Source organism: Sphingobacterium sp. SGL-16, assembly GCF_011043515.1.
Lineage (GTDB): Bacteria > Bacteroidota > Bacteroidia > Sphingobacteriales > Sphingobacteriaceae > Sphingobacterium > Sphingobacterium litopenaei.
In genome coordinates, this window is record NZ_JAAKGQ010000012.1 from 39,777 (window position 1) to 54,277 (window position 14,501).

12 protein-coding genes are annotated in these 14,501 nt (G+C 36.2%); 7 read left to right on the forward strand and 5 right to left on the reverse strand.

What is annotated here, in order from left to right:
* Position 1: 1 nt before the first annotated feature.
* Both G5B32_RS06325 and G5B32_RS06330 read left to right on the forward strand, forming a co-directional pair.
* On the forward strand, positions 2-2,179 hold the full coding sequence (locus tag G5B32_RS06325; RefSeq protein WP_165290704.1) for a glucoamylase family protein: 2,178 nt from the start codon (positions 2-4) through the stop codon (positions 2,177-2,179).
* 53 nt (positions 2,180-2,232) lie between these two features.
* Complete coding sequence (locus G5B32_RS06330; RefSeq protein ID WP_165290705.1) at positions 2,233-2,745, forward strand: OmpA family protein; 513 nt, start codon at positions 2,233-2,235, stop codon at positions 2,743-2,745.
* 78 nt (positions 2,746-2,823) lie between these two features.
* Here the strand turns inward: G5B32_RS06330 and G5B32_RS06335 are convergent, their stop codons facing one another.
* From G5B32_RS06335 to gyrA, 3 genes are read right to left on the reverse strand one after another with little or no spacing between them, the layout of a single operon-like run.
* Positions 2,824-3,990 (reverse strand): tetratricopeptide repeat protein, encoded by a 1,167-nt coding sequence (locus G5B32_RS06335; protein WP_165290706.1) that lies wholly within the window; start codon positions 3,988-3,990, stop codon positions 2,824-2,826.
* Positions 3,991-4,001: 11 nt separating this feature from the next.
* On the reverse strand, positions 4,002-5,099 hold the full coding sequence (locus G5B32_RS06340; RefSeq protein ID WP_165290707.1) for a tetratricopeptide repeat protein: 1,098 nt from the start codon (positions 5,097-5,099) through the stop codon (positions 4,002-4,004).
* 6 nt (positions 5,100-5,105) lie between these two features.
* Entirely contained in the window at positions 5,106-7,670 is a 2,565-nt protein-coding gene (gyrA, locus tag G5B32_RS06345; protein ID WP_165290708.1) for a DNA gyrase subunit A, read from the reverse strand.
* Between the two features lie 339 nt (positions 7,671-8,009).
* Between gyrA and serC the strand changes: the two genes are divergently transcribed.
* The 5 genes from serC to G5B32_RS06370 all read left to right on the forward strand — a co-directional run bounded on the left by serC (position 8,010) and on the right by G5B32_RS06370 (position 12,959).
* Positions 8,010-9,077 carry a 3-phosphoserine/phosphohydroxythreonine transaminase gene (gene serC / locus G5B32_RS06350; RefSeq protein WP_165290709.1) on the forward strand — a complete coding sequence of 356 codons (1,068 nt, stop codon included), beginning with the start codon at positions 8,010-8,012 and terminating at the stop codon, positions 9,075-9,077.
* A 14-nt stretch (positions 9,078-9,091) separates the two neighbouring features.
* Entirely contained in the window at positions 9,092-10,039 is a 948-nt protein-coding gene (locus G5B32_RS06355; protein ID WP_165290710.1) for a D-2-hydroxyacid dehydrogenase, read from the forward strand.
* Between the two features lie 119 nt (positions 10,040-10,158).
* Positions 10,159-11,475 carry an aspartate kinase gene (locus G5B32_RS06360; RefSeq protein ID WP_165290711.1) on the forward strand — a complete coding sequence of 439 codons (1,317 nt, stop codon included), beginning with the start codon at positions 10,159-10,161 and terminating at the stop codon, positions 11,473-11,475.
* Between the two features lie 18 nt (positions 11,476-11,493).
* A complete protein-coding gene (gene lysA / locus G5B32_RS06365) occupies positions 11,494-12,657 on the forward strand; it encodes a diaminopimelate decarboxylase (protein ID WP_165290712.1) in 1,164 nt (387 codons plus the stop codon).
* A gap of 122 nt (positions 12,658-12,779) precedes the next feature.
* Positions 12,780-12,959 (forward strand): hypothetical protein, encoded by a 180-nt coding sequence (locus G5B32_RS06370; protein WP_165290713.1) that lies wholly within the window; start codon positions 12,780-12,782, stop codon positions 12,957-12,959.
* A 20-nt stretch (positions 12,960-12,979) separates the two neighbouring features.
* Here the strand turns inward: G5B32_RS06370 and G5B32_RS06375 are convergent, their stop codons facing one another.
* Positions 12,980-13,237 carry a hypothetical protein gene (locus G5B32_RS06375; RefSeq protein WP_165290714.1) on the reverse strand — a complete coding sequence of 86 codons (258 nt, stop codon included), beginning with the start codon at positions 13,235-13,237 and terminating at the stop codon, positions 12,980-12,982.
* 1 nt (position 13,238) lies between these two features.
* Positions 13,239-14,501, reverse strand: coding sequence for an NADP-dependent isocitrate dehydrogenase (icd, locus tag G5B32_RS06380; RefSeq protein ID WP_165290715.1), 1,263 nt, complete (start codon positions 14,499-14,501; stop codon positions 13,239-13,241).

The window sequence follows — 14,501 nt, forward strand, 5'->3', positions numbered from 1 at the left end:
TATGCATTTTCTTAGAAAAGTAATTTTATTCCTTGCTTTATTACCTGTAGCTGCGCTCGCAGATACGTATCCAGAAGTAGTATTTGATAATAGTATTGTAAAAGGCTCGTATGCTAAAAGCCAGGTATCTTATTCGGGACAAAGTTGGGTTGAAAATGTAAATAAACATCTCTTAGTATCTGATACTCTATTCTTTACACCAGGAAATGCTTTATCTTTGAAATACATTTCCTCCAATGAAGGAAATTGGGAAACGAGTATCAATTACAACCGTCAGAAATTTAATTATACCGTTGACGAATCAGATTTTTTGAGTATAAGAATTTATGTAAACTCTCCCAATACGACTGTCAAAGATTTGCCTCGTGTCATTATCAGACAACAACATGCTTCTTCGGACACACTCAGTTTGGAACCTTATGTGGTAAAATTAGAACACAAAAAATGGTTGCATATAAAAGTTCCGGTGAAGAAATTCAATATACGAAATAAACAAGCTATCGTCTTGGGTGTCGGATTTACGCAAAATGCAAGTTCTGCAAACACTCATCATTTATTACTGGATCAATTGGAGTTTTTACCTCTTAAATATTCGGAGATTCCATTACGTTCAGCAGCAATTCTGAGTGAGGCAACAGCCTACGATCGCGCGGTTCACTTAAAATGGCAACTTCCACTTTCGCCAAGTATTCGTTATATCAAAATTTATAGAGCTACGGATGGTAAGAATTTCAAAGCTATTGGTATTCGTCCAGTTCCTATGCAATCTTGTTTAGATATGGTTCCCGTAATAGGACAAAAATATCAATACCAAATCTCATGGGTAGATTATAATTACCAGGAATCACCTTTATCGACAGCTAAGGAAGTGGAAACTTCAGCATTGGGCAACGATGAGATTTTGAAATTAGTACAACTGGCCAATGTCAATTATTTTGTAGAAAATTTTGACATCAATAGCGGTATGTACATGCCTTTCCGCAGTAAGAATAAAGTTATTGTTTCTACCGAAGAAACCGCAGGTGCTATCTTATCGTTGATAGTTGGAGTAAAAAATGAGTTTTTGACTCGACAGAATGCATTGAACAGAATATCAAAAATAACATTCTTTTTGATGCGTTCACAAAATAAAAATGGCTTCTTCCCTTCTTTCTATGATGCGCGTAAAGGTGTGCCTGAATATAGAAATGAATTGGCTATTTACGACGTAAAAGCTACAGGTGCTATCATGGAAGCCTTGCTTATTGCAAGAGAATTTTTTAATGAAGACGATGATTCAGAAAAAGATTTACGCACACGTATTTCGCAACTTTATCAGCAGATAAAATGGAATGAGATTACCGAAAGCAATAATCTCTTAAAATCTAAATTGGCTTTATTAGATAATGATGGTGTCAAAAACAAAGCGCTCAGCGGCACTCATCAGGCTATCAATACGTATCTACTCGCTGTAGGTAATAATAAATATGCACTACCTGTAGAAACGTACACGGATGCAGTGTATCACAAATTTGAAAATATTACGGTAGATACCACCCAATCGATCAATCCTTATTATTTTGATGAAGAGATTGAACAGGAAGATTTCCAAACTCTAAGAAAAGAGCACATTGTCGACACAACAATCAAAGTACCTGTTTTCTCTCCTAAACAAGAATATGGTGTTAATTTAGCTTTTGGCAAACTGGGTAACAGCCTGCTGGAATTGTATAAGCCTTTCATGACAGTAAGACCATCTTCGATTAATGATTCGCTTACAAATTGGAATGAGGTATTGACTAATTATACGCTATATATAAAACGTCGTGATAACGAATTGGGTCTAGGCGCAACCAACAGCGACATCTGGGGATATTACAAAAATTTTGACAACAGTGGTAATTCACGAATAAACCCAGCGATTGGTGCTTCTTCGATCTTTGTAGACAAGAATTTAGGCATGCAGTCTATTATTAATTTATATAAGCAATACGGCGATTTGTTGTTCTCAGAATTTGGGTTTAGATCGTGGTTAGACCTTCGCAATGATGATGTTTCGGATGAATATATTTCTTCGAATCAAGCGGCTATTGCTGTGATGATCGAAAATGCAAAGACTGGATTTATTTGGGATTTATATGAAAAAATTCCAGAACTAAAACCTGCTCGTGAAAGCTTATTCGGAAATAAAAAGCAATAATTTTATAAAATTAAATTATATCTTAGTATCGAACATAATATGTTAGATTTAATATGAAAAAATTACTCCTACTGCCCGTTTTAGCCGGTATAATTTCTTTCCAAGCCTGTAAGCAACAGCAATTAACTATTCTACCTGGAGCCGTGGTAAGCAAAGACGGTACAGATGATGGATTAAAAAATGTAAAATCAGAATTTGACGATGCAACGCGTACAGATGAAGGGATTAAATTTTCTTTATCTTCGGATGTATTGTTCCCTACCAATTCCTCTTATCTGACTGATAAAGCTAAAACAGAGTTAACGAAACTGATCAAAATATTAAATCAACAACGCGATAAAAAAATCCGTGTAGATGGTCATACCGACGCTACAGGTGAAAAAGATTACAATATTTGGTTATCAGAAAAAAGAGCTGCTTCAGTGAAGAAATTCTTAGAAGATGGTGGTGTAGCAGGTGCGCGTATTTCGACTAAAGGTCATGGTCCAAGCAAACCTATTGCAGACAATAAAACTGCAGATGGTCGTCAGAAAAATAGACGTGTTGAGATTATTATATTGAACTAAATCTCTTCTTAATGAGATATAAAAAAAAATCGGCTTAACAATTTGTTAAGCCGATTTTTTTATTCCTGCATGTAAGTATTACAATGCATTTAATTTATCTTGAATTGCTTTCGCTTTATCTTCTAATTGTAAAAAGTCGTAAACACTTTTCAAACCTCTCAAAGCACTTTCGTTATTTGGCTCGATTTCTACCACTTTAGCAAAATAAGCTTCAGCAGGTTTCACCTTTTCCTTTAGAGCAGTTACTTTTGAATTGTATTGATTGTTACTCAATGTTTTATCTGCATTAATTACAGAAAGTTCATCTTTGATAATATTAACTAAAGATACACCTGCATTGATGTTAGCATCTACGTAGTTTGGATCAATTTCAAGCGCTTTTTTATAGGCTTCTAATGCTGTTTCATTATTACCCAAAGAAGATTCTGCAATACCTAAATAGAAATACAATGTTTTGTTAGTTGGCTCTTTTTCTATTTGAGATTTTAACTCACTCATTATACCCGTAGTATTACCTAAAGCAATATTGTAGTTGATATTTTGATTTGCAATCTCATTATCTTCAGGATACATTTTAGCAGCTTCTCTAGCATATTTCAACGCATTTGTAGTATCGCTTAAAGACAAATATAAGTTAGGAATGTCTTTAACGATTTTTTTGTGCTCTGAATAATCTTTTCTATCTACTAAAGCTAAGTATTTCTCCAAGCCTTTTTGATAGTCTTGACTTTGCACCGCTGCGATACCTGCATAGTAAGTCAATGTCGTATCACCTGGCATGTAGGTTAATGCATCAGAGAAAGCATTGTATGCGCCAGGATAATCTTGTTTGTCCCAGGCAGCTACACCTTTGTTAAAATTGTAAGCATATAAGTTGTGCTCACTATTTTTGATGTTTTCTTCGTTTTTCTTATCCGTATCTAAAGATCTTGCTTTTGCAATAGCCTCTTTTGCTTTATTGATATCCTCTTCGCTGTTGTTGTCAGCGCCAAGGTTACCGTACACTAATGAATAAATTGTCCATGCTTCTGCAGACTCTTTAGTCTTTTCATGTACTACAGCTGCATCAATAGCTTCTTTTGCTGTCGTGATATATGTTGTTCCTAATTGAGGTGTGCCTGCTTGTTTAACTTCAAAATACTTTTGAAAATTAGTTTGCGCCTTTTTGATATTTCCAGTTTGGGCAAATAATGAACCTGCCGAAACGAATATGGCTGTAAAAATAATTCCTTTTTTAATGTTCATATGTTTAGTATTTAATTATTCGATAATTGATTCAAGAGTGTTTTCACTCTATCTAATTGTTCTTGGTCATCGGATGTTTCGTAAAACAAAGCTAATCCTTTTAAGGCATTTTCAGCATAAGGCTTAATACCATTCGCTTTCAACAAATAATCTTGAGCAGAATATTGGGCCTCCAAATTATTTTTATCTTTCAGAAACTCATTCAAATGAATCAAACCTAATGCTAAGTTAGCATCGTAATTGTTATCATCCAAATCTAAAACTTTTCTATAATATTTTTTAGCCTCCGCAATATTTCCAACATTTTCGTTGGAGAATCCTGCTAAATAATACAATTCAATATTATCTGGCTCATAATTAATAGCTTCCGCAATGATTGGTGTAATTGCTTGATAGCTTTTGTTTTCCGCAAATGCTTCTACTAAAAGAAAAAGAATAGTTTTGTCTTCAGGATAAAGTTCTCTTGCTTTTTGTAAGGTGCTCAAATAAGATTGGTTGTCCTTATTTGTCTTATAAAGTTTAGCAAGCGAGATGTACGTCAAGGCATTTACTTCCGTACCTACTATTAATTTTTTGTAATAATTGATAGCTTCCTCTGTTTTGCCAGCTTGAGCTGATAGGTATGCCAGATTACGTAACACATCTTCGGATTGGGATCCCAGACGTTCAACTTCCAAAAAACTGTTGTATGCTTTTTCGTATTCGTTTTTCTCAATCTCCTTATTTGCTTTATAAATATAAGCTGCAATAAGATTTTGATTCACATAATTGAGCTCATTTTCGTAATGAGAACGATCTTTTTGTCGAATACGATTTACGGCATCAATTGATGCATCGATATGGTCTTTGTCGCCTTTTAATTTACGTGTCGAATCCGCATAAGCCAATGAGCTATACACCATCGCACGAAGAATATTATTCTTTGTCGATGAAGAATCACGTTTTGTTTTGTAGGCAGCATCAATGAATTTTTTAGCATTTTCCAAATCCTTGAACTCACCTTTGATAGTATACTTAGCAAAACTGTTGGAGCTCTCCTTGTAATTGGATTGAGCTACAACAGTTGTACTTAAGCATGCAAATAATATTGAAGCTGTAAGTGCTTTCATATTTTTTTATTCCTCTGAAACCGAATTATTATCTTGATCTGCAGCTGAATCTTCTGTGCCTTCTACGCTTTCCTCTCCTTCTATTTCTAATTCTTCCTCTTCTTCGCGGGCAACTTTCGTGATAGATGCAATTTCATCGTTTTCTTTCAATGTAATCAAACGAACACCTTGTGTTGCACGTCCCATTACACGTAATGTATCCACACCTATACGAATCACAATACCAGATTTGTTGATAATCATTAAGTCATCATTATCCGTCACATCTTTAATTGCAACCAATTCACCTGTTTTCTCTGTTACGTTAATGGTTTTGACTCCTTTACCTCCACGGTTGGTGATACGGTAATCATCAAGATCCGTACGTTTACCATAGCCCTTTTCGGAAACCACCAAAACAGATACTTCAGAACTATTAACACTAATCATGCCAACTACTTCATCTTTTTCGTGTGCTAAAGTCACACCACGAACACCTGTAGCCGTTCTACCCATTGGACGTACCGTAGATTCATTAAAACGAATAGCTCTACCAGAACGTAATGCCATTACAATTTCACTATTTCCGCTAGTCAAACAAGCTTCGATCAACTGATCTCCTTCGTTGATATTGATAGCATTGATACCATTAGCACGAGGACGAGAATAAGCTTCTAGTGAAGTTTTCTTAATAGTACCTTGCTTAGTACACATGATGATGAAGTTGTTTTCCAAGTATTCTTGGTCTTTCAAGTTTTTCACCAATATGTACGCTTTTATTTTCTCCTCTTTGGGTACGTTAATGATGTTTTGCAATGCACGACCGCGAGAAGTACGGCTTCCCTCAGGAATCTCGAATGCACGCAACCAGAAACAACGTCCTGATTCCGTGAACAACAACATATAGTTGTGAGCCGTAGCTGTAATAATATGTTCTGTAAAGTCTTCGTCACGTGTATTCGATCCGATAGAACCTTTACCACCACGACCCTGACGTTTGTACTCAGAAAGTGGCGTACGTTTTACGTAGCTATTATGCGAAATGGTAATTACGACTTCTTCATCATCGATGAAGTCTTCCATTGTCATATCTTCAGCTGAATGTACAATAACTGAACGACGCTCATCACCAAATTTCTCTTTTACTTCGATTAATTCGTCTTTGATAATTTGATAACGCAAACCTTCGTCCGCTAATACTTGTTTCAAGTAATCGATAGTCTTCATCAATTCAGCATATTCTTCTTTGATTTTCTCGCGTTCTAGTCCTGTCAAACGACGTAACGTCATATCAAGGATGGCGCGAGCCTGAATATCTGATAAACCGAATTTCTCCATCAAGCCCACACGAGCTTCTTCTGGTGTTTCGGAATTACGAATCAACTTAATTACTTCATCCAAATGATCCAAAGCGATCAAATATCCTTCTAAGATATGTGCACGCTTTTCAGCTTCTGCTAATTCAAATTTCGTACGACGTACAACTACATCATGTCTGTGTTCTACGAAAGCTTGAATCATATCTTTCAAGTTCATTAACATTGGACGTCCTTTTACTAAGGCAATGTTATTCACAGAGAAAGAGGATTGCAATGAAGTATGTTTGAATAGATTATTCAGTACCACGTTAGCATTTGCATCACGTTTTACTTCGTATACAATACGAACATCTTTAGCCGATTCATCACGTATTTCTGAGATACCTTCTAATTTTTTCTCATTGATCAACTCTGCAGTACGTTTAATCATATCTGCTTTATTAATCAAATAAGGTATTTCTGTTACGACAATAATTTCGCGACCTGATTTCGTAGTTTCGATCTCTGCTTTGGCACGCATTACAATACGACCTCTACCAGTCTCGAAAGCTTCGCGTACACCATAGTGACCATAAATTACACCTCCTGTTGGGAAATCTGGCGCTTTAATGTGTTTCATTAACTCAGAAATCTCAATATCTCTATTATCTATATAAGCAATAGTTCCATCGATTACTTCTGTCAAATTGTGCGGAGCCATGTTAGTCGCCATACCTACAGCGATACCCGAAGCACCATTCACCAATAAGTTAGGAATACGTGTTGGTAATACAGTAGGCTCTTGTTCGGAGTCATCAAAGTTTAGTTGGAAATCAACCGTATCTTTTTTCAGATCGGCTAACATCTCTTCCGCAACCTTGCGAAGACGTGCTTCTGTATAGCGCATAGCTGCTGGTGGATCACCATCCAAGGAACCATAGTTACCTTGACCATCTACCATTGGGTAGCGCATAGACCAGTGTTGCGCCATACGTACCATGGTATCATAGACCGAAGAGTCACCATGTGGGTGGTACTTACCTAATACTTCCCCTACGATACGGGCAGACTTTTTATATGGTTTTCCAGAAGTTACTCCTAGTCCATCCATACCATATAATACACGTCTGTGTACAGGTTTAAGACCATCTCTTGCATCAGGCAAAGCACGAGACACAATAACCGACATCGAGTAATCGATGTAGGCAGATTTCATTTGGTCTTCGATATTGATTTTTACGATCCTGTCGTTAGCAGGAACTAAATTATTGTCATTTTCTGTTTCTTCAGCCATATTTTAAATAGGAATCTGTAAAACTAATTTTTTGATACGAATTACTATAATACGATACCTCGCGAAGTTACAATTTTTTATCGACAATAAGGACTTTTGAGGTAATAAAACTTCCTTTGATTTAGCCTGAAATTTAGATATTCTTCGCAGTTCTAATTTCGTGTTTTATAACTCCTTAGGGGACAGTTAGTCCACTAATCAATTTGTCATTTTGATGTTTTAATTTTACAAAAAACTATTAATTGATGAATTTTTCACAAAGAATACCATTTTATTTTGACAATTAATTAAAAAAGCTGTTATATTTGCCGATAAAAATTAAAACAAACACAAATAGTAATGAAACATAATTTTGGAGCAGGACCATGTATCTTACCTCAAGAGGTATTTCAAGAGGCTGCAAAGGCAGTTCTTGACTTCAATAATACAGGTTTATCGATATTAGAGATCTCTCACCGCTCTAAAGAGTTTGAAGAGGTTGTAGCAGAGACTGAAAGCTTAGTTCGCGAATTATTAAATGTTCCAGAAGACTATTCGGTTCTATTTTTGCAAGGTGGTGCAAGCCAACAATTTGCGATGGTACCGATGAACTTATTGCCTGAAGGTGGTAAAGCTGCATACTTGGATACAGGTGTGTGGGCTAGTAAAGCCGCTAAAGAAGCAAAGAACTTTGGACAAATTGAGATTGTTGCCTCTTCAAAAGATAGCAACTATACCTATGTTCCAAAAAATTTCGAAATTCCTTCGGATGCTACTTATTTCCATTTTACGTCAAATAATACAATCTACGGAACGGAAGTTTTTGAAAAACCAGAAACATCTATTCCTACAGTAGTTGATATGTCTTCGGATATTTTGAGTAGAGAAATCAATGTAGCTGAATATGATTTAATCTATGCAGGTGCGCAAAAAAATATGGGACCTGCGGGTGTTACTTTAGTAATCGTTAAAAACGATCTATTAGGTAAATCAGGCCGTACTATCCCTACTATATTCAACTACCAAGAACACGCTAAAGCTGGCTCAATGTACAACACGCCTCCTGTTTATTCCATCTATGTTTCTATGTTGAATTTACGTTGGTTGAAAGCTAAAGGTGGTATCAAAGTTATCGAGCAAGAAAACATTATTAAAGCACGTACTTTGTACGATGAAATAGAAAGAAATCCATTCTTCACAGGTACTGCTGCTGTAGAAGACCGCTCTAGAATGAATGTTACTTTTGTAATGGATACACCAGAATTAGAAGCAGAATTCTTAGCTTTGGCTAAACAACGTAACTTGATCGGTATCAAAGGTCACCGTTCGGTAGGTGGTTTTAGAGCTTCGATTTACAATGCGTTGAGCATTACATCAATCAATGCTTTAGTGGATACTATGCGCGAGTTTGAAGAGAGTCACAAATAATAAAACTAAATTAAATGAAAATATTAGCCAATGATGGGATTGATCCTATCGGTAAAACAATATTAGAAAATGCTGGTTTCACTGTAGATACTAACCATATCCCTCAGGCAGAATTAGCAGACAGATTAAACGAATACGACGCTATTACTGTACGTAGCGCGACTAAAGTTCGTAAAGAATTAATCGATGCGTGTCCAAATATCAAAGCTATTGGCCGTGGTGGTGTAGGTATGGACAATATCGATGTAGAATATGCTCGCTCTAAAGGTATAGCAGTTGTCAATACGCCTGCAGCTTCTTCTCACTCTGTAGCAGAATTAGTATTCGCACACTTATTAACAGGTGTACGTTTCTTACACGATTCAAATCGCAAAATGCCGGTTGATGGTAATGTAAATTTTGCTGCTTTGAAAAAACAATACGCTGCTGGTGTAGAGTTGAAAGGTAAAACTTTAGGTGTTGTAGGTTTTGGTCGTATCGGTCGCGAAACAGCTAAAATTGCTTTAGGTATGGGAATGGACGTAGTGTACTACGATTTGTTCGAAGGACCTAAAGCGTTGACATTAGATTTCTCAGGTAATGTAACTGTTGATATTCCAGTAAAACAAGTGGAATTGAACGACTTGTTCGCTGTTTCTGATTTTATATCATTGCACGTTCCTTTCTTGGATAAACCAGCAATAGGTAAAGAAGAATTTGCATTATTGAAAGATGGTGTTGGTTTAGTAAACGCTTCTCGCGGTGGTGTAATTGATGAATTAGAATTAATCAATGCGTTAAATTCGGGTAAAGTTGCTTTCGCAGGTTTGGATGTATTTGATGACGAACCTACTCCACGTGTTGATTTGCTGAAACACCCTAAGGTGTCTTTGACGCCACATATTGGTGCTGCTACTAACGAAGCGCAAGAGCGTATCGGTGAAGAGCTTGCTCAATTGCTTATTGATAATCTGAAGAAGTAATTCTTCCGCATAAAACTTATGCGGCACAAGGGCTTATTAGCATTTTGTGCCGCATTTTTGTATATGTATATTTGTCGCAATATTTTTAACAGATTCAAAAAATACTTACTAATTATAACATGAAAGTTTTAAAATTTGGTGGTACTTCGGTAGGAAGTGCAGCACGCATCAAAGGGTTGTTGGATATAGTAAACCCTAATGAGCGTCAGATCGTTGTGTTGTCTGCAGTGTCAGGCACAACAAATGCATTGGTAGAGATTTCTCAAGCATTTTCGGATAGAGATAAGTCAAAAGCTTTAGAATTAATAAAGGCACATAAGGATAAATACGAAGATTTAATCAAAGAATTATTCACTACTCCTGAAGGTCTTCAAAAAGGTAAAGAATTAATTGATTATCACTTTAACTTAATCTCGGATTTTGGAAATCACGACGTATTCACGCCGACAGAAGAAAAAATCATTCTGGCGCAAGGTGAATTGTTGTCCACTACCCTGTGGCATTTGCACCTTACGGAGATCAACGTACCATCGGTTTTATTGCCAGCATTGGATTTCATGAAAATTGACGAGGATAACGAACCTATTGTTGAATACATCACAGAAAAAATAACTCCGTTCTTAGAACAGAACTCTGAAAACACACTTTTCATTACGCAAGGGTATATATGTAGAAATTCTTTCGGCGAAATTGACAACTTGCGTCGTGGTGGTTCTGACTATACAGCATCATTAATCGGAGCAGCTATCAAAGCCGAAGAAGTTCAAATATGGACAGATATCGACGGCATGCACAATAATGACCCTCGCGTAGTTTCGGGCACAAAACCCATTGCGAATTTGAGTTTTGATGAAGCTGCCGAATTAGCTTATTTTGGTGCAAAAATCTTACATCCACAATCGGTATTCCCTGCTCAAAAATACAATGTACCTGTACGTCTTTTAAATACTATGGATCCTACAGCCCAAGGAACTTTGATTTCTAAAAATGGGGCTGAAAAAGGTTCTATTCGTGCTATCGCCGCTAAAGATGGTATTACAGCTATTCACATCCACTCTTCACGTATGTTATTAGCTTACGGTTTCTTACGTAAAGTATTTGAAATCTTCGAGCGTTACAAAACTCCAATTGATATGATCACAACTTCCGAAGTGGCTGTTTCGATGTCAATTGACGACACAAGCAATTTATTGGAAATTATCAAAGAAGTAGAAGTTTTTGGTAAAGTAGGTGTAGATGAAGGACAAACTATCATTTGCGTGGTTGGTGATTTTGGAGCAAATACGCACGGTTATGCAGCGCGCGTGTTAGATGCTGTAAAACACTTGCCTATCCGTATGATTTCATATGGTGGTTCGGATTACAATGTTTCTATCTTATTAGATTCAAAACACAAAACTGAAGCTTTACGTTCATTACACAATAGATTATTTTAATAGCTGAAGATCTACCATATGTTTCAAAATAAACACATACAAGAAAGTCTTTCTCAGCAAGAGACACCGTTTTATTTCTACGATTTAACATTGTTAGAACGTACGCTTGAAATAGCCAAAAAAGCTGCGGACAAACGTAATTTTCACATTCATTATGCATTGAAAGCAAATTTCAATGACAGAATTTTATCCGTTATTCAATCCAAAGGTTTTGGGGCAGATTGTGTAAGTGGTAATGAAGTAGAAAAGTCTATTGAGCTCGGATTTTCAGCTGATAAAATTACTTTTGCTGGTGTTGGAAAATCTGACAAAGAGATTATTTCCGCTTTAAAGCATCAAATCTTTGCTTTCAATGTAGAATCTATCCAAGAGCTGGAGGTGATCAATGAATTGGCAGAGCAAGTTGGCGAAAAAGCAAATGTTTCGTTGCGCATCAATCCAAATGTCGATGCACATACACACCATTACATTACTACAGGATTGGACGAGAATAAATTTGGTGTACCTAATTCGGAATTGGAAAAGGCCGCTGCAGTAATTAAAAACTGTGCGAATATCAATTTAATTGGATTGCATTTCCATGTGGGTTCTCAGATTACAGATATGAATGTTTTCAAAAGCCTTTGTGTGAAAGTTAACGAATGGAAAAACTTCTTTGAAGAACGTGGTACTTACATCAAAGTAATCAATGTCGGCGGTGGATTAGGTGTAGATTACAAAAATCCTGATGAAAATCCGATTCCTGATTTTGAAGCTTACTTTGACGTCTTCGACAAATTCTTGGAACGTACCGCACAGCATGAAGTGCATTTCGAATTAGGAAGAGCCTTGGTAGCACAATGTGGCACATTAGTCAGCAAAGTCCTTTATACGAAAAGTGGTCAAAAGAAAAACTTCTTAATCCTGGATGCAGGTATGACTGAATTAATGCGTCCTGCTTTATATCAAGCTTACCACAAAATTGAGAAAATTGGAGAAATATCTTCAGAAGATAAAGTACTAAACTACGATGTGGTGGGACCTATCTGCGAAAGTTCGGATTGCTTTGGCAAAGAAGTAAAATTACCAGTTAGCAAACGTGGTGATTTAATGGCTATCCGTACTGCTGGTGCATACGGTGAAGTAATGGCTTCAAACTATAACTTGAGAAACGAGATAAGACATTATTTCAAAGAAAGCTAAGATTCTAAAAAAGTATAAAAATATAGCTCAATCTTTCAAAGGTTGAGCTTTTTCTTTTTTAGCACAAATCAAACTTCTTAGCATAAAGATTGTTCTATTTATAGCAACAATTATATACTACTATGCAAGAAGAAAAAAATGAACAAAAAGATTGGGAAGGAAAAGTCCCTGATGTTGTGAATGAAGAAGAGGGTGATAAGCCAGCTGGTAAGAATATTATTCTCGTGATTATAATTGCTATTATAATATTGGCTATTATCTATTATTTCTTCTTTAGAGATTCAGACAATATGTTTAGCTAATAAAAGTGATTTTACTATTATTATAGTAAAATCACTTTCCATGCCGAAAGAATATCATTTACCGCAATAAATTCTTTTGCCTTTTCTTGTAAATGTACATTTCTGGTACTCTCATCTCCAATAAAGGCATTTGTTAATTCTTGTATATTCGAAAGCATTCGAAATGAATCTACTTCCAATTCCGAAGGAAGTGAATCTACAGTTGTCAGTTTTATTTTTTCCTCTTCACTTAATACCGTTGACTCACGTACAAAAGCAGGTAATTCTTCGTATAACATTTTAAAGCTTCGCTATTATTTTATCTGCAAACTCACTTGTTTTCAATAAGGTTGCATTCTCCATCAAGTTATAAAAATCTATTGTAACGGTTTTATCCTTTATTGTTTGAGACAGAGCTTCAACAATCTTATCTGCCGCTTCTTGCCAACCCAAATATTCCAGCATCATAACTCCACTCAATATCACTGATGAAGGATTCATCGTATTGGTATTAGCAAATCGAGGAGCCGTACCATGTGTAGCTTCGAAAATAGCGTGACCAGTTTTGTAATTGATATTTGCTCCAGGAGCAATACCTATACCCCCTACCATTGCTGCCAAAGCATCCGAAATATAATCTCCATTTAAATTTAATGTCGCAACAACAGCATAATCTTTCGGCGCTAATAATATTTGTTGTAAAAAATTATCCGCAATGATATCTTTAATAATGATTTTGCCAGCTAATTCAGCCTCTTTTTGTTCAGTGTTGGCAACTTCTTGACCCTTTTCCGTTTTAGTTCTCTCCCACTGTCCCCATGTATAGGTATACTCTGCAAATTCTGTTTCCGCTACCTCAAAACCCCAATTCTTGAAAGCCCCTTCGGTATATTTCATAATATTACCCTTATGAACAATTGTCACTGACGGTAATTTATGCGTAATAGCATATTCAATTGCCGAGCGAACTAAACGTTTTGAACCTTCTTCCGAAACGATTTTAATACCTACACCTGTATTTTCATTGAAAGAATAATCAACATTTAAATCGTTCAAGAGGTAATGCTGTAATTGCTTTGACTCCGAGGTACCTGCAGCAAACTCAATTCCTGCATAAATATCTTCTGTATTCTCACGAAAGATCACCATATTCACATCTTGCGGTCGTTTAACGGGAGAAGGAACTCCTTCGTACCATTTTGTGGGACGAAGACATACATATAAATCCAACTCTTTGCGCAAAGCAACATTCAACGAACGAATACCTCCTCCAATCGGCGTAGTCAACGGTCCTTTAATTCCGACTAAATATTCTTTGAAAGTAGCTAATGTTTCTTCGGGAAGCCAACTTCCTGTTGTATTAAAAGCCTTTTCACCAGCTAAAACTTCTTTCCATTCAATCGCTCTTTCTCCAGAATAGACTTTCTGTACTGCTTCATCAAATACACGAACGGCAGCATTCCAAATGTCTGGTCCTATTCCATCTCCTATAATAAAAGGTATTATTGGTGTATTAGGAACATTTAACACACCATTGTTTCCCATTGTGATTTTTTCGCCCAT